Source organism: Algoriphagus iocasae, from assembly GCF_014206875.1.
GTDB classification, from domain to species: Bacteria; Bacteroidota; Bacteroidia; order Cytophagales; family Cyclobacteriaceae; genus Algoriphagus; species Algoriphagus iocasae.
On sequence record NZ_JACIJO010000001.1, the window covers coordinates 295,164 to 316,570 of the forward strand.

Consider the following 21,407-nt stretch of genomic DNA (forward strand, 5'->3'; position numbering starts at 1 on the left):
TCAAATACTTATAGCTCCAATCAAAACTGAGACGAAAACCATGATCAAGGTGATTAAAAACGCCCATGGAATTGTTTTTTTCTGATGTTCTCCCAATTCCACACCTGCTAATCCAATCAGAAGAAATGTAGATCCTGTCAAAGGGCTGACTGCAAAACCCGTAGTCATTTGTCCTAAAATAGCAGCTCTTCCCACTTCTAAACCAGAAGCCTGAAAATGCTCTGCTGTGGTAGAAAGTAACGGTAGTATTCCAAAATAAAAGGAATCTGGATCAAAAAGAAGACTTGCTGGCATGGCAAAGATTCCTGTAATCAATGGGATCTCTCTGCCTACCTGAGATGGAATCAGATGGACGATTTCTGAGGCCATCGCTTCGATCATCCCCGTGCCTTTAAGAATACCTGTAAAACATCCGGCTGCGAATAGAATGCTGGCCATAAGCATCGCTTCTTTCGCATGACTATCAATTCGCTCCCTTTGCTGAGAGACTTTGGGATAATTCACCAATAAGGTGATGGCAAATGCGATCATAAAAACAATATGTGGAGGAGCAAAGCTCATGATGATGCTTCCAATCGCAATGATCACAGTTAGAATATTAAACCAAAATAAGATTGGATTCAGGGACTTTCTTTCCACCTCATTTTGATGGGTTGGAGTGGAATGGCTATCAGGAGAAAAGTTGATGTTTTTCCGCTCCTGCATTCCGAATTTATATGCAATAGCTAGGACAGTGGCCAAGCCTACCAAAACTGGGACTAAAATTGGATTGAAAAGCTCTGTGACGGAAATATTTAAAGCGGTTGCAGCACGTAGGGTTGGTCCTCCCCATGGTAAAATATTCATCGTGCCGGCTGCTAAAGCCACAATGGACGCAAGCGTTAGCCTGCTCATGTTCATTTTGTCATAAACCGGAGACAATGCCGGTATTGTAATTAAAAAAGTGACAGCACCCGAACCATCCAGATGAATCAGCATGGCTAAAATGGCTGTTGCGATGACGATTTTTAGAGGATCATTTCCTGCAAAACTTAAAAGCTTATCAATGATAGGATCGAAAGTTCCTGCATCTAAAAGAATCCCAAAGAAAAGAATAGCGAAAATAAACATCAGCCCGGTAGGGGCGATGCTAATCAATCCTTCTCCGATAAGGCTCGGGAGTTCTTTCCAAAAACCAGCTAATATTCCAGTTGCGACTGGAATTAAAATAAGCGCAATTACTGGCGAGACCTTCTTCCCTAAGACCAAAAGAAAAAGCAAGACAATGGTGATAAGACCCCAGATTGCTAACATAGACTCAACTGGTTTCTGATCTTTCCTTTTCTTGATTCTAAGGAATTGAGGATCGGTTTAAGAACAATGGTTATCATTCAATTGGGTTTATTGAAGTCCCCAATAAACTGATAAAATAAAATGTTTCAAAACGAAACAATAAAAATCGATTTGAAATTGATTTCGATCTCCTTTAACTCAAATCTGTAAACCAAAAGCCAAATGCATAAGGGTCTTCTTTTTTGTGATCATCCTGAAAACAATCATCAGAATTTTCTTTTTTTGGCGCTTCGTATTTACGATAAACAGTTTCTCCAACTTCGAAAGGGACAGGCTTTGAAAATATGGGGCCATCGAATACAAACGTATGAAACTCGCCATTTTCTCCGCAAGGATCTACATTCTTAGGAAGGTCTTTGAGAAAATCCTCATCGATAATTCGCCCAGCAAAACTCTTGTCCAGGAATTTTTCATTCACACAAGTGGTGATGGTTTTGAATCCAAGGTCTAGAAACTCTCGAATCAATCTATCAGTTGGTTGCTTCCAAAGAGGGAAATTGCCTTTCAAACCAACTTCAGAGAGTTTATTTTCTCGGTATTCCCGAAGGTCTTCCAGAAAAATATCTCCGAAAATCGATACTTCAGCTCCTTGCTTGATTAGTGGTTCTAGTGTATTTCTCATGGCCGTTTCGTAAGATTCCATCGTTGGCATTTCTGGAACTTCCATGATTGTAAGAGGGATACCTATACCTTTGGCTTGTTGCTCGAGTAATTCTTTTCGGACCCCATGCATGGAAATTCTCTGGAATTTCTGACTTACGCTAGTCAAAAAAGTCAAAACCTCGAATTTCTTTTCTTGCTGGATTTTATAATATGACAAAGCAGAATCTTTTCCTCCGCTCCAATTAAAAATGGCCTTTTGTTGAGTCACAATCAATTTGAAATTAAGGATCGAATCTAGCTCAATTTTGCTGAAAATAGAAAAGGCCCTGAATTCTCAGAGCCTTTTTGTAATTCGGTTAGTCTACTTTTGGAAGTTCTTCCCGAGGTAATTTCTCATCTCTTTGAGCTGTGTTATAGACAAAAGAAGCCACTATAACAGCCATTTGTCTCAAATCATCCAGTTCCAATCTTTCAAAATTATCCATGTTGGTATGGTGAGTTCTGGTTCGATATTCGATAGGATCTTGAATAAACTGAAAACCGGGAAGTCCTACACCATCGAAGCTTTGATGATCTGTTCCTCCCGTATCACGAATAGTGATTGTTCTATTCTCAATCAAATCATCCACTGGCTCAAACCACTGGTCGAAAATAGGACCTACCGCTTCATTTCCCTGAAGATAAATTCCACGGATTTTTCCGGTTCCATTATCAATGTTGTAATAAGCAGAAAGCTTTTCGTGTTCAGGTTTTAATTCCATGCTTGCGCGATCTGCAAAGTGGTTTTGAACATAGTTTCTAGAACCATGAAGACCTTGCTCTTCTCCACCCCAAAGTGCAATTCGGATGGTTCTTCTCGGAGCCAAACCGGTAGCTTTCAGAATTCTTACCGCTTCCATCATCACAATACATCCGGCTGCATTATCTGTCGCGCCATTGGCACCATGCCAGGAATCCAAATGTCCACCAAGCATCACCAATTCTGATTTTAAGGTGGGGTCTGTACCTGGTATTTCAGCGATCACATTGTACCCCTGAAGATCATCAGTCAAATATCTAGATTTAATTTCTGCTTCAACTTCTACGTCCACTCCATTTTCAGCTAGTCTTGCCAAAAGGCTCACATTTTCTGGAGCAGTTTCCAATTCTGGAACTCCCACAGGAGTATCTTTCAAATAACCTCTAGGGCTGCTGGTGAAAAGTGTACCATGACGACCATTTACTCCTTTGATAATCAAAGCGGCACCTTCTTCAGTTAGAAACTCGCTGATTCTCATGGAGAAAGCTCTTGCAGCTCTCAATGCCTGAATTTGCTCTGGAGTATATCTGCTACCACCTTGCTCTGAGGAAGGTGGTGCTGCCATTGCATCTAATTGCTCTTCTGTAAATCGAGTTGCATCAGCCTCAAAAGTAGGGCTTTGATCCCCTGATGGTTTGATCGCGATGATTGCACCCTTCAATTTGCCTTTGTATTTAGCTAAGTCTTCTTCAGTGGTCGCATCGATAAATACTACTTTTCCACTCACTTCGCCATTGGTACTTTCAGTCCATGCTTTTGGAATAGCGATGAAAGGCATGTAGTAAGGCTTGGTCATCGCCACGTAGCTTTTTTCCATTTCCCAGCCTCTTCCAAACTCACCCCAAGCCTCAGTATGTGCATTTTGCAAACCCCAATCGGTGAGTTGCTTTACTGCATAGTCTGTAGCTCTTTTGTACCCTTCGGAATTACTAAGACGAGGACCAGCTTTGTCCACCAATTCAAAGGCGATTTTCTCAACCTGTGAATTTTCAAGACCTTCTTTTTTGATTTTTTCAATTGCCTGGAGGTCGATTTTTTCCTGCGAAAAACCGGAAATGGCGACCAAAAATGCCGGAATTAATAAAAGTGTTTTTTTCATGTGCTTACGTTTTGTTTTCAATACTCCGTGAAATCTTAGCCTTTTTGCGTGATTTCAATGAGTTGTTTTAAGGTGGTAGATTCTAAATATAATTCCTCTGATTCAGATTTCTTGAGGTTTTCAATAAACGGCATACGATAAGTTTGAAAAAGGATCTGTTTAGCATACACTTTGGAAGGTTAAATTGCTGAAAGCGAATAAATTTTCTGAAATTAAGGATCAATCGTTCTAAGTTTTAGCCCAAAATTTCTTTTTAAGGTATGCCCAATTTGATTTTTGTATATGATAATCAGCTAGATCGAGAGAAAATTGATCAATGTCTGGAATTGTTTGATCCTAAGCCTAAGCAAGAGATTGCGTATCAGGACATGGGGAAAAATGAATTTGGGAAAGGCGATATTTTGGTTTGTTTGATTTCCGATTCCCAAGTGAAGGAATTGATTCCCCAGATAATTGACTCCGAGGCGGGGCTCGCACTTTTACCCCATGAAGAATTAATCCATGGTCAGAAAGGATTCGGGATAAATAAAAATATGGAGAGTGCCATCGACGAAATCCAGTCTATAGAAAGCATTGAGCCCATAGATTTGATGCTGGTGAATGATGAGTTGGTGTTGAATTCTTTGGTGATAGGAGAGTCGCTTAGCATTCTCTATGGAGATCGATTCAATGGATTTTTTGAAGGATTGAAAAACCGGTTTTCCCAATTCCTGAAATTATTCAGAAGGGTGAAATTGCAGAAGCTCCAGATTAGTTTCCCTAGTAAAGAGGATGAAAATAAGGATGTTGATACAGCTGCTATGGGTATTTTGGCGGTCGCGAATTGCCAAAGCAATGCGATTTTCAGAAGGATAATCCGGGATTCTGGAATCAATGATCAGTTGATTCATGTAATGATTTTGGCACCAAAAAGCTTGATTTCCATTATCAGATTTGGAATCCAAAGTCTATTCTTTCCCATTAAAGAAAACAAACTGCCAAGATTTGTCGGCTATGCTTCATCGGAAGAAGTGAAGATTAAGACTGAAGAGGATATCTGTTATGCGATCGATGGAGAGGAAAAGGAAGGGAATGAAATAACGATTAAAGTTCAGGAGAAACCTGTGAGAATTTTGCTTGGGGCGCAAGTGAGGGAGGAGGAAGTCGGGAAAGGAAAGGAAATCCAAAACCTAAAAACATTGCCAACTGGTAGCCTCAGGGATGAATTGGCGAAGGGATATTTGCCATGGGTAAGGCATGCGACTTCGGATGAGTTCAAAGAGCTTTTTAAGCTACTACGAGAAAATTCGCAAACCACAGGCACTTACTTGGTGCTGATGGTACTCTCTACGATGATTGCGACATTTGGACTATTTGGCGATTCTTCGCCGGTAGTTATCGGAGCAATGATCTTGGCGCCTTTGATGGCTCCGATTATTTCGCTTTCGATGGGAATGCTTCGCCAGGATAGTCTGCTGATCAAAAATAGTTTGGTGACGATTTTCTGGGGTGTTTTGCTAGGGTTGATATTTTCCATGTTGATTACCTGGATGACTCCATTGGAGATCTTGAATGATCAGATATTGGCTAGAATTCGACCTAATTTGCTGGATTTGGGAGTTGCAGTTGCTTCTGGAATGGCGGGAGCCTATGCGTATAGCAAAGAGGAAATCGCCAAAACCCTTGCCGGAGTCGCTATCTCTGTGGCTTTGGTACCACCCTTGGCAGTAGCAGGAATAGGATTAGGCTGGGCAGATTGGAATGTGTTTTTCGGAGCTTTGTTATTGTTGGGAACCAACCTGGCAGGAATTGTTGTTGCGGCGGCTTTGACATTTCTGACTTTAGGATTTAGTCCTTTTCGATTGGCTAAAAAGGGGCTGGTCATCAGTTTGATTTTGCTTGCGGCAATTGCCACACCTCTGGCTCTCAGCTTTTCTAAAATGGTCAATGAAAACCGAATTATCCAGGAATTAAGTGGTCAGGAAATTCCTCATGGGCTTCTTCGAAATGTAAAAGTTGTGAACATGCAACCTCTTCGTTTGGCTGTGACGATACTTTCTGAAAAGGACTTGAAAGAGGCGGATTTTGAAGAAATAAGAACTGAAATTGAAGATAAAATCGGAAAGCCAATTCAATTGGAATTGACGCTAGGGATTCGATTAGGTGAAGGAGAGAAGGGAGATATTACGAATACTATTTCTACAGACGAATAGTTGTTTCCAAGTTCTCAGGAATGCTTCAAACCATCCGCCTAATTTCCTGCGGGAAGCATATTTCGTATGGCCGAAATTTTCCAGCCTTTGTCATCCACGATGGTGAAACTACTCCACATTTTTCGGATACTTCCATCTGGATTTTTGATTTCGTAGCGAGCATCAACTAAGGCAACCTCATCACTTAAATACCGAATTCTTTCCACATGGAGTGATCTTTCGCCCGGGTTGCTGGTCGAGCTTTGCATCATTCCTTTGATTGCGGCGTTAATTCCTGATCGCCATTCTCCCGATGATACCAACTGGTCAATGTCTTTGGTAAGAATTTTTTTAAGCAAGACAGTGTCTTTGGTTTCTCTGGATTTAGAGTAAGAATTGATCAGATTTAGGATTTCTTGAGATTCAGCTTTTGATTGAGGGGAGTTTTGGGCAAAAGAAGAAGTGCAAATCAAGAATGAAAAAAGTATTAGTAGGTTTTTCATGAATCTATAAATTGAGATTAAATGTAATCTACACCTTCTTGAGCAAAAGGTTTTTAGAAAATTATTTAAATGTGATCTAGAATGACTAAAATTTCAATTCTATTCCAGTTTCATTGAATAAATGAAAAGTAAGTCCTTTGTGAAACGTTCGCGCACTTAGCGGTAAATAATAAGAAAAAGCCACCCATTTCTGAGTGGCTTTAAGAATTTATAAGGATTGTATTCTTATTGATCTTCTCCTCTAAGTTTGATCACGGCACCCTCTAGGATATCTCCGATTCGGATTTGACAGGCAAGTCTGGATGTCGGGAAATATTCCGGTAGGTTTTCCAATTGGTCCAGCTCGATATCTGTCGCTTCACCCAACTCATCTTTACCTTCCAAAACCTCAATATGGCAGGTGGCACAAAGCGCCATTCCACCACAAGTTGCCAATACAGGATATTCTGATGCCTTTAGGATTTCCATTAGGCTGAAGCCCATGTCGTCTGGTGCTTCTATTTCTTGACGATTGCCGTCGTGATCTTCTACTGTGAAATTAACCATGCTCAAAAATACGATTAAAATGTATTTACACCATTTACAGTGGTGTATTTGAAGCTTAATTTTTGATCTGGATAGACATATTTGAAAGCAGAATGCATCATGATCGCTGCTTCATGGAATCCACAAAGGATCAACTTCAATTTTCCTGGATAAGTATTGATATCGCCAATCGCGTAGATTCTTTCAACTCCAGTGGAGTAATCGCGGGTGTCTACCTCAATCGCATTTTTATCGATTGTCAAACCCCAATCTGCAATTGGACCTAATTTTGGACTTAAGCCAAACAATGGAATCAAGTAATCTGCATCGATTTTGATTTCTTCTTTTGATTTTGACTCTAAAGTCACAGAGTTCAATACACCATTTCCACCTACATTTTTCAAGTTAGCAGAAAGGATCAAGTCGATTTTTCCTTGATTAGCCAAGTCAAAAACTTTCGCAGCAGAATCAGGAGCGCCACGGAAAGTTTCATTTCTGTGAACCAATGTCACTCGCTCGGCTACATTAGAAAGATAAATTGCCCAGTCCAAAGCAGAATCTCCACCACCTGCCAAAACAACTTTCTTATTTCTGAAAGTCTCAGGGTTTTTCACCATGTAAGTGATTCCTTTTCCTTCGTAAGTCTCCAGATTTTCCAAAACAGGTTTTCTTGGTTCGAAACAACCCAATCCACCAGCGATGATAATAACCTTGGCGTGAACATGCGTTTTGTCGCTGGTCGTGACAATAAATGAACCGTCTTCCTGCTTATCCAAATGATCTACTCGCTCACCCAAAGTGAAGGTAGGTTTGAACGGTTTTGCCTGCTCCATCAAGTTATCCACCAATTCCTGGGCTTTCACTTCTGGATATCCCGGGATGTCATAAATTGGTTTTTGAGGATAGATTTCGGAAAGCTGCCCGCCTACCTGAGGCAAAGCATCGATCAGATGGCAACGCATTTTTAGCAAACCTGCTTCGAAAACTGCAAAAAGGCCAACTGGTCCGGCTCCTATGATACAAAGGTCTGTGTGAATCATGGTTTATTGACTTTATGGGTAAACCCCGGGATGAATGCTTTTGTTCGTGTAAATATAATTAGTATAACAAATACTTATTCTTCTTCTGTTTCCTGACCACCTAGATTCATGTAGATGGTGTTTAATATTCTTTTAAATTCTTCGAAATCAGTCTCACTGAGATTCTCCCAGGCCTTTTCCCTGATTTCAAGAATTTGAGGACGCAAAGCTCTTACTTTTTCCTCACCGGAAGTAGTCAGATGAAGCTGAAAACTTCTTCGGTCATTGGGATTCGGTATCCGCTCCATATATCCCTTTTTACAAAGTAGATCTATGATCCTTGTCAAAGTCGGATGGTCCTTAAATACCAATTGTGCCAACTGTGTCTGACTGAGCAAGTGATTTTCTGATAGATTTTTTAGAACCAACCATTGGTCTACAGTCACATCAAATTCACCGGATTTAAACTGTTGCTGGGCATACTGCTTTACCTTTCGCGCAGTGCGATCGAGTAGAAAAGAATACTTTGCAAATTGCTCGTGTGTCATACAAATAATTAGTGTGACAAATATATGAATTTTCTGAATTCATAAAACAATTCTCTATAAAATTTATAGGGTTTGTGATATAAAAGACAAAAGTATTAAAAGAGAGGATTTTAAAAAGCCTGGGATGGGTTAATTTTTACCTAAAAATGAAATGAAATCGGAAAGCGTGGAAAAGGATTTTCCTTCAAATTCTAAAGAAAAAGGGGATTTGTTAACCGTAATCATTGAATCCTGAACTTTTACTCTGGATTTTTCCAATGCCTTTTTTACCCAATAACTGAAAATTGGATCACCGATTATTTTCCAATTATCCTCTTCAGTTTTTTTCTTGATTCTACCTTTATCTGCATCAAAATGGAATTTTTCTCCCGGCAATAAATGGTTGATTTTTCCGGAAATCACCAATTCTTCCGGGATTCCAGAGATCAAAGGAATCCCACAATTCAAAATCCAGAATTGATCTGCTGTCTCCATAGCGATCTCTAGATCGTGAGTGACAACCAAAATCGCTTTCTTTTCTTTTTGGGCAATTTCACGCAGCAAATGCATAATCTCATATCGATTTACCAAATCCAAATGAGCCGTAGGTTCATCCAAAATCATAATCGCTCCATCTTGAGCCAAAGCTCTGGCAATCATTGCTTTTTGTCTTTGTCCATCACTGATTTCACTGAGACGCTCATTTTCCAGATACCCGATTTTCGTCAATGAAAGTGCATTCTTGACAGCTGCTTTGTCTTCTTCATCGAGCCTTCCAGTCCAGCTGGTATGTACTATTCTTCCCAGTGCGACCAACTGTCCCACCGTCATATTTCCAGGGAAAATCGGCTCAGTCAAAACCACAGAAAGTGTCTTAGCCAAATCGGAAATAGTAAACTTGGAGATCTCTTTTTGATCAATTTTTATGGAGCCGTTCCAAGGTGTCAACTGACCTAAAATCGCCTTTACCAGCGTGGATTTCCCTACACCATTTGGCCCAAGCAAACAGGTGAGTTCACCCGTATACAATTCGAAATCCAGACTTTCCAAAACTTCTTTCCGAAGGTTTCCTTTTTGGTAACCCAAAGTCAAATTCTTTCCTATGATCGCGGGGTTTTTCATGATCAGAATTCTTTGCTGAAGTTTTTCTTTAAAACCAGGCTGATGACAATTGGAGCACCGATCAAGGATGTGACGGCATTGATTGGTAGAGTTTGAGCCGAACCTGGAATCTGTCCAATAGCATCACAGACCAATAATAATGTAGCCCCCAATACAGCCGAAGCAGGAAATAGAATCCGATGATCCACTGATTTCCAAATCATTCTAGCCAAATGAGGAACCGCGATACCGATAAATGCGATTGGGCCACAAAATGCGGTGATGCTTCCCGCCAAGATTCCTGTACTCAGGATCATCATCCAACGTAATCTTGTAGGATTGATTCCCATACTTCTGGCATAGCTTTCTCCCAAAAGCATGGCATTGTAGGACTTGATTGAAAAAATCATTGGGATAATTCCCAAGAATAGGATGAAAATCAACACAAAAACCTGTTCCCATACTAATCCGCCAAGACTGCCCATGGACCAAACGGTATAAATTTTTAAAGCCTCAGCTCCAGAATAATAAGATAAAACGGAAATGATTGCCGACACAGCCGACCCAAACATCAATCCAACGATCAACAAAGTCATGCTGTCTTTGATCCTCCAAGCAACCAAACTGACGATGACCAAAACCAGGCCTGCACCCAAAGTTCCAGCGATTACGGTTGCCCAAGGATTGATGCCAGCTCCCATACCCAGACCTAAAGCCGAACTAGCCAAAATCAGAATTGCAACTCCCAGTCCCGACCCTGAACTGATTCCCAAAACAAATGGTCCGGCTAGTGGATTTCTGAAAAAAGTCTGCATTTGCAATCCGCTGATGCTGAGTCCGATTCCTGCCAAAATTGCTAAAATGGCTTTTGGTAATCTATAATTTAAGATGATCTGTTCGTAAGAAGCTTTGGTCCAATCTCCGGAAAACAAACCTGTAATGATTTCCGATATGGAAATGCTGACTGAGCCAAGACTGACATTCGTCAGAAAGCTTAAAATCAGCAAGACAATTGCCCCGATGAGATATGTTACAGATCTATTTTTTTTCATTGAGTTGCTCATAAAAATACAACTCATAGTCAGGAAGTAAGTCAGGATGAAGGATTTTAATCAGATCTTTCAGAATCAAATCCGGTCTTATATAGCCCAATTCAAAATATTCCAAACCGCCGGTTTCACCTCTTTTTTGGGTGTAGGAATATACTTTCCCATTTTTCCAAGCTTCAAAAGCTTTGTATCGAGGTTCTGACTCTCCCATCGTTTCCAGATCCTTAAAGTCAGCTGAACCTATCCAAAAGTCACTTTCTAAGGCCCTATCGAGCACGAATTCATAATTGAGCTGGACACTTCCAGTTCCTTTTTGATCTTCGAAAATATATTTTCCTCCGGCGTTTTCAAGGATTTTCGCCCCCCAACTTTCACTTCCAGGCGCATACCAAATATCCTGGTACATCACTCCACTTAGGACAGTTGGTTTGTCTGTTCCAGATAGGGTAGTGGGTAGACTTTCTGCTTCCAAATAGGAGCTTTCCACCTTTTCAAATTCAGCTTTAGCCTCCTCATATTTACCTAATAGAATCCCTGTTAATTTGATCCATTCAGCTCTCCCCAAAGGATGTTGCTCTACATATTCCCCGTTAATCACGGCAGGGACACCAGCAGCTTTCAATAACTCCAAATACCGAAGGTCATCCCCTAAAGTTGAGATCATGATCCAATCAGGATTGGCATCAATAATCATCTCGGGATTGGCAGCAGGACCAGAGCCTAAATCTGTGATTTTTCCTTCTTTTATTCTGGCCCGAGTTGTGGTAGAAGAAATCAAATTTAAGTTGGGAAAGGCAACCAGTTTATCGGTTTCTCCGAGCATATCCAGATGCGGAATTTGAGTGGTCGAAGTAAGAATTACCTTGTTGATCGGAAGCTGAATAATGGCATCAAAATCGTCCTTTGGTTGATCCGAATTTTCATCTAGAATCAGATAAGAAAAAGTTTTTTCAGCTCCTGTCCAAGGCTTCAAAATTTCCACTTTCCAAAAACCTTCTCCTCTTTCCATGGTGAAACCTTTGGCATATTTAGGATTGATTTTCTCTGTTTCAACAGTTGTTTTCTTATCAGTCGTTTGACAGGAAAGTATACTGATTATCAGAAGGAAATAAGAGATTTTTGAAACTGTTTTTTTCATTTGAAAAGTAAAAATTCAGGATTCAAAGTAAGCTGTGAATTTTTCCAGTTCCAAAAAAAAGAATTTAGGGCAGCTTTTTTTTGAATGGAAACACCACTATGTTTGCTGCCGAAATAGGTTCCTGAATTCTTTTTCGGATTTAGGATTAAAAGGGAATTCGGTGCAACTCCGAAGCTGTCCCCGCAACTGTAAGCCCACGTGGATTTTTCCACAAAGGATTTTGTCAACCCTCGCCATTGGCCTTGAGAAAAAGAGGCTGAGAAGGCAGACAAAATTGGGTAAGCCAGGAGACCTGCCATTTCGCTGATTCTGTGCTTTCGGAGGAAAAGCAATGAAGAATGCACCAAACCGGTTCTGATTTCAGTGCCGGACAAGATTCATTTCTTCTATTTTCTCTTCAAGCCCGAGTCGAATGACACAGTTTAATTCGATCAGGCATGATATTGCTTTTGTGGGTAGTTTCTTTCTTTGGGTCCAGCCCAATGGTCCAGGATACGGTTGTATTAGCTGAAGTGGAAGTCTATGCTCCGAAAATTGAGCGATTTGCTCAAGGTCAAAAAATCCAGGTTTGGGACAAAAAAGAACTCGAAAATTATGAGGGAAGGGCTTTGGCAGATTTACTGAAGGAGCGATCTCCGGTTTTTGTTCGGCAATACGGAGCAGGAATGCTGGCTTCTCCATCTTTCCGAGGCACATCGGCTGGTAATACGGCTTTGTTTTGGAATGGGCTTCCGATTAATAGTCCTTCGCTGGGTCAGAGCGACCTTTCCATTTTGCCGATTCAGGCAATCGATCAAGTAAGTCTTCAATTTGGAAATGCAGGGGCTCTTTTCGGCAATGAAGCAATAGGCGGCAGTTTGCATTTGCAAAACCAACTTCAGTTCTCCAAAGGTTTTCACGCTTCCCTTTCTCAACAATTTGGAAGTTTTGGTGCTTTTAAAACCGGGATTCAGGGTTCTTTTTCAAATGAGATATTCAGCTCATCCACCAAGGTTTACCGAGAGTTTGCAAAGAACAATTTCCCCTATCAGGATTTGGGCCAGATTGGAACACCTGAAGTAAAAGAAGATCATGCCCAGTTTAAGCAAATAGGTTTTGTCCAGGATTTTGGCTGGAATATCAATTCGAATTCTCAACTGAAAGCAGCTTTTTGGTTGAATAAAAGCAACCGGGAAATTCAGCCGGTCATGGGATCCAATACGAATGATTTGCAAGAAGATCAAAGTTTCCGGGCTGTTTTGGATTATTACCGTTTTGGATCTGGCTCTGTTTGGAATCTGAAGACCGGATTGGTAAAAGATCAATTGGATTTTAATGGCAGCCTCAGCCGAACGGATCAATATTTCCTTGCGACTGATTACGATCAAACATTTTCTGAAAAGCTGGCCATCAAGGGTGGTATCCGATTTACCCAAATGCAAGCAGATTTAAGTTCGTATAGTACCAGCGATCAGCGTATTGAAATTTACCAATCGACAAAATATAAGCCTTCAAAGGATATTACCCTTTCCCTCAATCTCCGTGAATTGGTTTATCAAGATCAGTTTGCACCTTTCGCTCCAAGTATAGGCTTGGATTGGGGACTTTGGAATAATGAAAGCAGTTCGCTTTTACTTCAATCATCATTTGGGAGAGGATTTAAAGTGCCGACTTTAAACGATCGTTTTTGGGAACCAGGAGGAAATCCCAATCTTTTGCCGGAGGAAAGTTGGAGTGGGGAAATCGGATTCCTTTGGAAAGTAAATGGCGATAGTCAGTGGTCAAACCAACTGACATATTACCGAATGAGTGTAGATAATTGGATCATTTGGTTGCCTCAGGGTTCAGTTTGGATACCGGAAAATATCAAGCATGTTTCTAATCAAGGGATTGAATATCAAGGGGAAACCTCTGGTAAACTTGGTTCGCTGGACTGGGGGATTGATTGGTCTTATACTTGGAGCCGAGCAGTGACTACTTCTGGAATAGGTGAGACGGATCCTGCGATCGGGAAACAACTGCCATATACCCCGCAACATCAGGCAAATGCGAAAATCAGAGTTTCCAGAGATGGGATATCTACATACCTGTCCACTTTTTTCGTTGGAGAACGATCCGTCACCGCGGATAATCCCAGAATGATGCCTAGCTATCAGTTATTCAATTTTGGTTTGGCCTATGATCAGCTGAAATGGAGAAAGCTCGCCTTTCCTGTCAGGTTTCAAATAAACAATCTTTTCAATACCGACTATCAGGTGCTATATCTGCGTGCCATGCCGGGAAGGTCTTTTCAATTTAATTTATCAATAAGAATATGAAGTTAAAATTCAACCAACTAGTAGGAGCCTTAGCTCTTAGTATTTTCTTTTTTTCCTGCGAAAACTCTGAGCCGGAACAACCATTAGGTGCTTATGAGCAGGGTATTTTGATTATGAATGAAGGAAACTTTGGAACCAATGATGGGGAAGTTTATCACTTAGATCCAAGTACCTTGACTTTGAAGCCCAATGTTTTTGAAACAGAAAACCTAAGACCATTCGCAGGTCTTTTGGAAGATATGGTGACTGTGAATGGAACACTTTATTTAGTAGCAAATACTGGCAAAGTGGAAATTGTTGATGCCGGTACATTCAAAAGTCTAGGAGCGGTTTCCGGAGGCTTGGATCAACCAAGATCTTTAGAGGTTGTAGGTAGTAAACTATTTATTTCTGATTATGGGCCTTATGATGCTTCTTATAATACTCCAGATTCCTATGTGGCTGTTGTCGATGGATTAAATGGAGGTATGGTGACCAAAAAGATAGAAGTTTCCAATAAGCCTGAAGATCTAATAGCTTTTGGAAAATACATTTTTGTCGCGGGTTCGGAAGAAGGCAAAGTAGAGATTATTGATGCCGATAAAGAGGAAGTGATCAAAGTGCTGGAAGTGGATGGACGTCCTGCTCAGTTTTTTGAAATCGATGGAAAAGTATGGTTGTATTCAACTGGAAATGATGAGGTGTATTTCCAGTCTTTCCATATGGATCTCACGAAAGCAACCACCAATTCTTTGCCTGTAGCCAATGCGACGGGTAGAATTGCTTTTGGAAATGATAATCTATATTATTTAATCACTAGTACTGGTTGGCCGGAATATCAAGATGGGGTATCCAGAGTTTCTGTATTAGGTTCAGAGCTTGATTTGGATTGGATTACCGGTTCAGGTTTTTATGGAATAGGTTATGACAAAGCCAGAAATGAACTTTACTTGGCAAATTCGAATGGTTTCCAGGGGAACGGAACTGTCACAGTTTATGATGCGGATGGTACCGAGAAAAGAGATTTTGAAGTTGGAAGAGGTCCTTCAGGGTTTCTATTTTATTAATAAATGAGAATTGATAAAGAGGCATTTTCTAAAGTCTAAAATTTGTCAGCCTGAGCGGAGTCGAAGGCCTAATGAAGTGAGATAACTGACATTTCGACTTCGCTCAATGTGACAAAAACCAATTTTGAGAAAGCCACTTTCAATTTTAAGCATCTAATTTTTTGCTCATTGAATCTTCAAATTTTTCCAGTAAATGAATATATCGATGCTGAATATTATATAAGAACTTATCCTCTGTATCGATCGAATAAACAGGATTGTATTGAATTCTATCGATCACCATGTCGAGCCAATCTTTTCCATCATCTATCAAATCTGCGTGAAACGCCTCGGCGGTCAAATCCCTGGAACCTGAAAAAGGGCCTTTCCCTTGCTTAAGAAAATATTTAGTCATGACTTTCAAAGCCAGTTCATGGGCCACTTCAAAGTTAGTGATCATCTCTCTCGCCTGAGATTCTTTAAAGCCATGTTTATTAGCACGCTGAACATAGGATCTTAAATCTTCCAGCGCAGTGCTGAATTCCTCAAAGCATTGTTCACAGGTCTGGGGTAAGGTCTTCATGGGTTTTTCTTTTAATTAAGGTACTAATTTTTAGGAATTGCTTCCTAAAGCTCACGGGGAATTTTGGAGGGACTTCTTCAATTTCCCCTTCAGATTATCGGATGGTGTAGCTTTGCATAAAAGGCTGTCCACTAGTTGCAACCCCTTCTAGTAGAAGTTTTCCGCTATAATCTTCCAAAAACTTACCTACTGCTTTTGGATCCCGTGCCGGTTCTCTGTTTATCTGAGTAATGATAAAACCCTCTCTCAAACCCAAATCTCTTAAATAACCTCTGGTTAATCCAGTCAATTTTACCCCGTATTCAATTCCCATTTTATCTTTTTCAATGGTGTTGACTGCTTCTAGTTTTGCTCCCAAAAGGTTGGAGCTGTAATATTCCCGCTTCAATATTCCATCACCACCTTCCAGATTCTGAAGCTTCAGTTGAGCAGTGTTTTTAGATCCATTTCTTATATAAGTAACCGGCAAATCCTGACCTGGGTAATAATAAGAAAGTGCCTCTTCAAAACTTCCCATTCCTGTGATTTCCTGATTTCCAAGTTGAGTGATAACATCATTTCTTTGAAGACCTGCAGATTCGGCAGCTCCATCTCGAATGACGTGAGTGACGATAACGCCATTCAATGTTTTGATATTCATTTCTTCAGCTAGCTCAGGAGTAATTTCCACTGCTTCAATGCCCGGAATTGCCTTTTGAACCTCACCATATTGGATCAAATCATTAGAAACTTTCATCGCTATATCCACTGGGACTGCAAATCCATAACCTGTATAAGAACCTGTTCTGGAAAGAATGGCAGTGTTTATTCCCACCAATTCACCATTGACATTGACCAAAGCTCCACCAGAGTTTCCTGGGTTAATTGGTGCATCGGTCTGAATGAAGCTTTCCAAAGGGAAATCTCCTCCTAGAATATTAATCTGACGCTCTTTTGCAGAGACGATTCCTGCAGTTACAGTCGAGGTTAAATTGAAAGGATTACCAACTGCAAGCACCCATTCTCCAATTCGCAAATCACGGCTGCTGCCTCTTTTGATAGCTGGAAGGCCGTCGGCATCGATTTTCAAAACGGCGATATCAGTATTTTTATCTGTTCCGACCAGCCTTGCTTTATAAGTTTTCTTTTGATGAATCACCTCGATTGTTTCCGCTCTATCAATCACATGGTTGTTTGTCACGATATATCCATCTTCGGAAATAATCACTCCCGATCCTGAGCTCACTTGCTGGGACGGACCGGAACCAAAGAAGTAATCAAACATACTATAACGTCTTGGGTCTGTTCCTGAGAAGTTCTTGATAAACACCACCGATTGTGTGCTGTTTTCCGAAGCGTCTACAAAAGAAGCTGGCGGATAATCCGGAATTGATCTAGTAGGTGTGAATTCCGATGCCAGGCTAATTGACTGTTCGTTATTTTCAGAAAAATCATTGGCTTGATTTTGTGAATCTGAAACACTCACTTGGGTCCAAAGTGCCGCACCTGCCAATCCTGATAAGAAAGAAATTCCAGTAGTTTTTATGAGACTTTTCATAGATTTCAATTTAATCATTTGACGTTTTGACTAAAAATCGGTTAGCCGCCTTCACATTTTTTAAGAAAAGGCAAAAGAGTTGTACCAAAATCGAGCAAAAATTAGCCCATCAAGTAAAAACTGACGAGTTGTACAAGGAAAAGTGGAGGCATCTTGTAATTTTGTCAGCTAATTGAGAAAACCATCTAGACTTTTTGAAAGTTTATTGCTCAAAATCCAAACTGAATGACAGAACAAAAGCGCGTAGCCATCCTGGGTAGCACCGGAAGTATCGGTACCCAAACACTGGAGGTAATCCGCCAACATTCTTCGGAATTTCAAGTCGAAGTTCTTACAGCCCAAAACAACGCAGATTTATTGATTCAGCAGGCTTTGGAGTTTAATCCAAACGCTGTAGTGATCGGGAATGAAGCCTTATACCCAGCGGTCAGAGATGCCCTAATTGACCAAGATATCAAGGTTTTTGCAGGTCAAAAGGCGATAGCTCAGGTAGTGGAAATGGAAACCATCGATGTGGTTTTGACTGCGCTGGTGGGGTATTCAGGTTTGATCCCTACGATTCATGCGATTAAGGCCGGGAAGCAAATTGCTTTGGCCAACAAAGAAACCATGGTAGTAGCAGGGGAAATCATTACTGCTTTGGCAAAGGAAAACAGAGTTAACATTTACCCGGTTGATTCGGAACACTCGGCAATTTTTCAATGTCTGGTGGGAGAATTTCACAATCCTATAGAAAAAATCATTCTTACAGCTTCTGGAGGGCCATTCAGAGGAAAAGACAGAGCTTTTTTGGAGAATGTAACCAAAGCTCAGGCTTTGAAGCATCCCAATTGGGAAATGGGAGCGAAAATCACGATTGATTCGGCTTCTTTGATGAACAAAGGCCTGGAAGTGATAGAAGCAAAATGGCTTTTTGGATTGCAAACTGATCAAATTGATGTGGTCGTACATCCACAGAGTATTATCCATTCTTTGGTACAGTTTGAAGACGGATCTTTAAAAGCGCAACTCGGATTACCGGATATGCGTATTCCCATTCAGTTTGCACTCAGTTTTCCTGATCGATTAAAAAGCGATTTTGAGCGGTTTGACTTTATGAATTACCCTCAGCTGACCTTTGAGCAACCAGATTTGGAGACTTTCCAAAATCTTCAACTAGCGTATGATGCCCTGGCAAAAGGAGGGAATGCTCCTTGTACCCTGAATGCTGCTAATGAAGTGGCAGTCGCGGCTTTTCTAAAAGAAGAAGTAGGGTTTTTAGAAATGTCTGATCTAATCGGTGAGACACTTTCGAAAACAGAGTTTATCTTACACCCAAATCTTGATGATTATGTGGAAACTGATCGAAGGGCAAGAGAAATTACAGAACAACTAATTAAGCGTAAAGTATAATGGATACATTAATAATGGTGGGTCAACTGGTACTGGGATTATCCATCCTGGTAGGTTTGCATGAATTGGGCCACTTGCTCACAGCCAAGATGTTTGGTATGAGAGTAGAGAAATTTTCAATCGGTTTTCCTCCTAAAATCGCCGGATTCCAGTGGGGAGAGACAGAATATTCCATCGGAGCAATTCCTTTGGGAGGTTTTGTGAAAATTTCAGGGATGGTTGATGAATCCATGGATACAGAGCAAATGGCTGAGGAACCACAACCTTGGGAATTCAGATCCAAGCCAGCCTGGCAGCGATTGATTGTGATGCTTGGAGGTATTATTGTGAATGTGATTACCGGAGTTTTGATCTTCTGGGTGATGGTTTACAATAATGGAGAAACCTATTATTCTCGAGACCAAGTTGTAGAAAATGGAATTGAGGCTTTAGAAATCGGCCAGTCTATTGGTCTGAAAACCGGAGATAAAATTCTCGACATCAATGGAGAACCTTATGTAAGCATCAATGATTTGAGCAGTGGTTCTGCTTTGCTTAGTGAAAATGGGTATTACACAGTTGATAGAAACGGTGAAATTTTGAAAGTTGAAATCCCTAGAGGCTTCATCAACTCATTTAGCAAAAAGGAGGCTCTTGACAATTTTGTGGAAATGAGATATCCATTCCAACTGTCGGTGATAGATAAAGGTGGAGCTGCTGAGAAAGCTGGAATTACCACAGAAGATAAAATACTTGCAGTCAATGGAACAGAGGTTCATTATTTTGATGAATTGCAAGCTGCTTTGGCGGACTCCAAAAGCGCAAATGCCGACATTACTCTTTTGAGAAATGGAGATACTACTCATACTTCGGTAGCTGTTTCAGAGAGAGGCACAATTGATATTGCGGTTACATCAGTCTTGGAGCCCGTAAGAAGAGAATATGGTATCGGAGAAGCATTTGTGAAAGGATCTGAAAGAGCATTTACCATCGTGGTAGTCAATGCAAAAGCATTGGGCAAAATGTTTACCGGAGAAGTTTCTACAAAAAATGTGAGTGGGCCAATCGGAATGGCGAAAATCTATGGAGATACTTGGGATTGGGGTAAATTCTGGACTATTACAGGTTTGATTTCAATGCTTTTGGCATTTATGAATTTGCTGCCTATTCCTGCTTTGGATGGAGGGCATGTGATGTTTTTACTATATGAAATGATTTCAGGTAGAGCTCCTTCTGATAAGTTTTTGGAGAACGCCCAGAAAGTGGGAATGGTTATTCTACTGGCTTTGATGGTTTTTGCAATTGGCAATGATGTGTTGAAGCTATTTACAGGAGATTAATCCTATCAATAAATCTTTAAAAACCGGGTTGAGAAGCCCGGTTTTTTTTGTTACTAAATAATTCGTGAAAGTTTTGTTTTTAAAGATTTAGTGCCCTTTTTTTGCCAAAAAAATATTTTCATGAAATTTATAGTTTGTAAGTGTGCATTTCTTTTTTTGATGAATCTTCTGGCACTTTCAGTTTTTGCGCAGCAAAGCACTCCCAAAAAATCAATCATTACCTTAAAAAACGGTACTGAAATCCAAGGGCAATTAGTAAGTGAGTTTGATCTGGAAGACTACACAGTGATTGAATTCATTTCTGAATCGGGAGATAAATCAATTTTTAAACCTGAAGACATTTCCAGTTTTAAATTAGCCAATGGTAGAGAGTTTAGATCGGAATCAATTCCTGGATTGGAGAATCAAGTATTCGTTCAAGTATTAGTTTCTGGCTCCCTGGAATTATTGAAATGGGAAAGAAATTATTTTGTGAACAGGGGAGATGAAATGAGAGAGCTCAAGGTTATCAGCACTACCAAAGAAGTGGAGGGGAAAACAATGACTGGAAGTAGTAATCAATACATTGGTATTCTTAAAATTGCGATGAATGATGAATGTGGGGCAGGATTAGCAAAGAAAATAGAATCTACTAAACTGACTGATTCTAGTTTAATTGATCTTTTTGATACCTATTACGATTGTTCTGGTAAACAGTATCAAATCAATGTTTCTCAGGTTCCATTTTCAAAATTGTCTTGGAGGGTTCAAGGTGGAGTTGGATTTTTATCGATCCCTGAATATCAAACTAATAAAGATGTGAATTATGCTCTTGATAAAACCATTGTTCCTTATTTCGAACTAGGTGTAAGGTTAAGAGAATTTAGGACAGCACCTCGCTTACAAGTGGATCTTGGGGTGGGATACATGCAGGAGTCCAATACTATTCATTTGGACTCCGAGTTGATATCATTTGATCTTACAGGAAGCCAGGAATATAATTCCTACTCCATCTTAGTGCCATTGCAAGTGAGTTATGTTCTATTTAAAAAGGACAAAAATGAGATTTATGCTGGGACTGGCCTCACATTTTGGTTTACCAATTTTGAAAGAGGATATGGCGAGCTTCTAGTTGATAATGGCGAACAAAATAACTCACTTGAGAGGTCGGATTTTGTCGATCGAAAAGAAAAAGGGATTAGCCCAAACCTCAAAATTGGATATAGAAAAAAAGTCTCAGCAAAGACAAGTTTATTCATGGAAGTGAAGGGAGATTACCTTATCAAAAACATGTTCTTTTACCCTCTTACCTATCAGGCCATACACAATTATGCTACTGGGAGTTTAACTGTAGGTCTTGAATTTTAGGTTTATCGGTTTAAGATAATGAGCTAAGAAAACCGGGTTGA

Annotated in this window: 18 protein-coding genes and 1 riboswitch; of the genes, 6 read left to right on the forward strand and 12 right to left on the reverse strand. The window is 40.3% G+C overall.

Annotation, left to right across the window (positions count from 1 at the left end; genetic code table 11):
* The 3 genes from FHS59_RS01300 to FHS59_RS01310 all read right to left on the reverse strand — a co-directional run bounded on the left by FHS59_RS01300 (nucleotide 1) and on the right by FHS59_RS01310 (nucleotide 3,833).
* A complete protein-coding gene (locus FHS59_RS01300; protein WP_184492609.1) occupies nucleotides 1-1,293 on the reverse strand; it encodes a CitMHS family transporter in 1,293 nt (430 codons plus the stop codon).
* A gap of 172 nt (nucleotides 1,294-1,465) precedes the next feature.
* Nucleotides 1,466-2,203, reverse strand: coding sequence for a Dph6-related ATP pyrophosphatase (locus tag FHS59_RS01305; RefSeq protein ID WP_184492610.1), 738 nt, complete (start codon nucleotides 2,201-2,203; stop codon nucleotides 1,466-1,468).
* A gap of 88 nt (nucleotides 2,204-2,291) precedes the next feature.
* Complete coding sequence (locus FHS59_RS01310; protein WP_184492611.1) at nucleotides 2,292-3,833, reverse strand: M20/M25/M40 family metallo-hydrolase; 1,542 nt, start codon at nucleotides 3,831-3,833, stop codon at nucleotides 2,292-2,294.
* Nucleotides 3,834-4,093: 260 nt separating this feature from the next.
* On the opposite strand from FHS59_RS01310, the gene FHS59_RS01315 reads away from it, so the two are divergent.
* The gene (locus FHS59_RS01315) at nucleotides 4,094-6,025 is read left to right on the forward strand and encodes a TIGR00341 family protein (protein WP_184492612.1); all 1,932 of its coding nucleotides are present in this window, start codon (nucleotides 4,094-4,096) and stop codon (nucleotides 6,023-6,025) included.
* Nucleotides 6,026-6,063: 38 nt separating this feature from the next.
* Here the strand turns inward: FHS59_RS01315 and FHS59_RS01320 are convergent, their stop codons facing one another.
* The 7 genes from FHS59_RS01320 to FHS59_RS01350 all read right to left on the reverse strand — a co-directional run bounded on the left by FHS59_RS01320 (nucleotide 6,064) and on the right by FHS59_RS01350 (nucleotide 11,866).
* Nucleotides 6,064-6,507, reverse strand: a complete 444-nt coding sequence (locus tag FHS59_RS01320; RefSeq protein ID WP_184492613.1) for a YybH family protein — start codon at nucleotides 6,505-6,507, stop codon at nucleotides 6,064-6,066.
* Nucleotides 6,508-6,732: 225 nt separating this feature from the next.
* Nucleotides 6,733-7,053 carry a 2Fe-2S iron-sulfur cluster-binding protein gene (locus FHS59_RS01325; protein WP_184492614.1) on the reverse strand — a complete coding sequence of 107 codons (321 nt, stop codon included), beginning with the start codon at nucleotides 7,051-7,053 and terminating at the stop codon, nucleotides 6,733-6,735.
* A gap of 14 nt (nucleotides 7,054-7,067) precedes the next feature.
* The gene (locus FHS59_RS01330; RefSeq protein ID WP_184492615.1) at nucleotides 7,068-8,072 is read right to left on the reverse strand and encodes an NAD(P)/FAD-dependent oxidoreductase; all 1,005 of its coding nucleotides are present in this window, start codon (nucleotides 8,070-8,072) and stop codon (nucleotides 7,068-7,070) included.
* 74 nt (nucleotides 8,073-8,146) lie between these two features.
* Nucleotides 8,147-8,599, reverse strand: coding sequence for a MarR family winged helix-turn-helix transcriptional regulator (locus FHS59_RS01335; protein ID WP_184492616.1), 453 nt, complete (start codon nucleotides 8,597-8,599; stop codon nucleotides 8,147-8,149).
* 129 nt (nucleotides 8,600-8,728) lie between these two features.
* Nucleotides 8,729-9,700, reverse strand: coding sequence for an ABC transporter ATP-binding protein (locus FHS59_RS01340; RefSeq protein WP_184492617.1), 972 nt, complete (start codon nucleotides 9,698-9,700; stop codon nucleotides 8,729-8,731).
* 2 nt (nucleotides 9,701-9,702) lie between these two features.
* Nucleotides 9,703-10,731: an iron ABC transporter permease gene (locus FHS59_RS01345; RefSeq protein WP_184492618.1), complete on the reverse strand. Its 1,029-nt coding sequence runs from the start codon at nucleotides 10,729-10,731 to the stop codon at nucleotides 9,703-9,705.
* Nucleotides 10,718-11,866 (reverse strand): ABC transporter substrate-binding protein, encoded by a 1,149-nt coding sequence (locus tag FHS59_RS01350; protein WP_184492619.1) that lies wholly within the window; start codon nucleotides 11,864-11,866, stop codon nucleotides 10,718-10,720. Before FHS59_RS01350 ends, FHS59_RS01345 begins: the two co-directional genes overlap by 14 nt.
* Nucleotides 11,867-11,963: 97 nt before the next feature.
* Nucleotides 11,964-12,180, forward strand: a riboswitch (cobalamin riboswitch).
* Nucleotides 12,181-12,303: 123 nt separating this feature from the next.
* Here FHS59_RS01350 and FHS59_RS01355 point away from each other — a divergent pair.
* Together FHS59_RS01355 and FHS59_RS01360 are read left to right on the forward strand one after the other, a co-directional pair.
* A complete protein-coding gene (locus FHS59_RS01355) occupies nucleotides 12,304-14,163 on the forward strand; it encodes a TonB-dependent receptor (protein ID WP_184492620.1) in 1,860 nt (619 codons plus the stop codon).
* Nucleotides 14,160-15,209 carry a DUF5074 domain-containing protein gene (locus FHS59_RS01360; protein ID WP_184492621.1) on the forward strand — a complete coding sequence of 350 codons (1,050 nt, stop codon included), beginning with the start codon at nucleotides 14,160-14,162 and terminating at the stop codon, nucleotides 15,207-15,209. The genes FHS59_RS01355 and FHS59_RS01360 overlap by 4 nt, the downstream gene beginning before the upstream one ends.
* A gap of 145 nt (nucleotides 15,210-15,354) precedes the next feature.
* On the opposite strand, the gene FHS59_RS01365 is transcribed toward FHS59_RS01360, so the two are convergent.
* A complete protein-coding gene (locus FHS59_RS01365; RefSeq protein ID WP_184492622.1) occupies nucleotides 15,355-15,771 on the reverse strand; it encodes a nucleotidyltransferase substrate binding protein in 417 nt (138 codons plus the stop codon).
* A 94-nt stretch (nucleotides 15,772-15,865) separates the two neighbouring features.
* On the reverse strand, nucleotides 15,866-17,308 hold the full coding sequence (locus FHS59_RS01370) for a S1C family serine protease (protein WP_184492623.1): 1,443 nt from the start codon (nucleotides 17,306-17,308) through the stop codon (nucleotides 15,866-15,868).
* Nucleotides 17,309-17,533: 225 nt separating this feature from the next.
* Here FHS59_RS01370 and FHS59_RS01375 point away from each other — a divergent pair, with 225 nt between their 5' ends.
* From FHS59_RS01375 to FHS59_RS01385, 3 genes are all read left to right on the forward strand, one after another.
* The gene (locus tag FHS59_RS01375; protein WP_184492624.1) at nucleotides 17,534-18,700 is read left to right on the forward strand and encodes a 1-deoxy-D-xylulose-5-phosphate reductoisomerase; all 1,167 of its coding nucleotides are present in this window, start codon (nucleotides 17,534-17,536) and stop codon (nucleotides 18,698-18,700) included.
* Complete coding sequence (gene rseP / locus FHS59_RS01380; RefSeq protein WP_184492625.1) at nucleotides 18,700-20,019, forward strand: RIP metalloprotease RseP; 1,320 nt, start codon at nucleotides 18,700-18,702, stop codon at nucleotides 20,017-20,019. Before FHS59_RS01375 ends, rseP begins: the two co-directional genes overlap by 1 nt.
* A 120-nt stretch (nucleotides 20,020-20,139) precedes the next feature.
* Nucleotides 20,140-21,366 carry a hypothetical protein gene (locus FHS59_RS01385; RefSeq protein WP_184492626.1) on the forward strand — a complete coding sequence of 409 codons (1,227 nt, stop codon included), beginning with the start codon at nucleotides 20,140-20,142 and terminating at the stop codon, nucleotides 21,364-21,366.
* The last annotated feature ends 41 nt before the right edge of the window (nucleotides 21,367-21,407 follow it).

What these genes read in the sequence shown, in the direction of transcription:
- FHS59_RS01300 (WP_184492609.1), bottom strand. Translation starts at nt 1,293, where the DNA reads ATGTTAGCAATCTGGGGTCTTATCACCATTGTCTTGCTTTTTCTTTTG.
- FHS59_RS01310 (WP_184492611.1), bottom strand. Translation starts at nt 3,833, where the DNA reads ATGAAAAAAACACTTTTATTAATTCCGGCATTTTTGGTCGCCATTTCC.
- FHS59_RS01315 (WP_184492612.1), top strand. Translation starts at nt 4,094, where the DNA reads ATGCCCAATTTGATTTTTGTATATGATAATCAGCTAGATCGAGAGAAA.
- FHS59_RS01320 (WP_184492613.1), bottom strand. Translation starts at nt 6,507, where the DNA reads ATGAAAAACCTACTAATACTTTTTTCATTCTTGATTTGCACTTCTTCT.
- FHS59_RS01325 (WP_184492614.1), bottom strand. Translation starts at nt 7,053, where the DNA reads ATGGTTAATTTCACAGTAGAAGATCACGACGGCAATCGTCAAGAAATA.
- FHS59_RS01330 (WP_184492615.1), bottom strand. Translation starts at nt 8,072, where the DNA reads ATGATTCACACAGACCTTTGTATCATAGGAGCCGGACCAGTTGGCCTT.
- FHS59_RS01335 (WP_184492616.1), bottom strand. Translation starts at nt 8,599, where the DNA reads ATGACACACGAGCAATTTGCAAAGTATTCTTTTCTACTCGATCGCACT.
- FHS59_RS01340 (WP_184492617.1), bottom strand. Translation starts at nt 9,700, where the DNA reads ATGAAAAACCCCGCGATCATAGGAAAGAATTTGACTTTGGGTTACCAA.
- FHS59_RS01345 (WP_184492618.1), bottom strand. Translation starts at nt 10,731, where the DNA reads ATGAAAAAAAATAGATCTGTAACATATCTCATCGGGGCAATTGTCTTG.
- FHS59_RS01350 (WP_184492619.1), bottom strand. Translation starts at nt 11,866, where the DNA reads ATGAAAAAAACAGTTTCAAAAATCTCTTATTTCCTTCTGATAATCAGT.
- FHS59_RS01355 (WP_184492620.1), top strand. Translation starts at nt 12,304, where the DNA reads ATGATATTGCTTTTGTGGGTAGTTTCTTTCTTTGGGTCCAGCCCAATG.
- FHS59_RS01360 (WP_184492621.1), top strand. Translation starts at nt 14,160, where the DNA reads ATGAAGTTAAAATTCAACCAACTAGTAGGAGCCTTAGCTCTTAGTATT.
- FHS59_RS01365 (WP_184492622.1), bottom strand. Translation starts at nt 15,771, where the DNA reads ATGAAGACCTTACCCCAGACCTGTGAACAATGCTTTGAGGAATTCAGC.
- FHS59_RS01370 (WP_184492623.1), bottom strand. Translation starts at nt 17,308, where the DNA reads ATGAAAAGTCTCATAAAAACTACTGGAATTTCTTTCTTATCAGGATTG.
- FHS59_RS01375 (WP_184492624.1), top strand. Translation starts at nt 17,534, where the DNA reads ATGACAGAACAAAAGCGCGTAGCCATCCTGGGTAGCACCGGAAGTATC.
- rseP (WP_184492625.1), top strand. Translation starts at nt 18,700, where the DNA reads ATGGATACATTAATAATGGTGGGTCAACTGGTACTGGGATTATCCATC.
- FHS59_RS01385 (WP_184492626.1), top strand. Translation starts at nt 20,140, where the DNA reads ATGAAATTTATAGTTTGTAAGTGTGCATTTCTTTTTTTGATGAATCTT.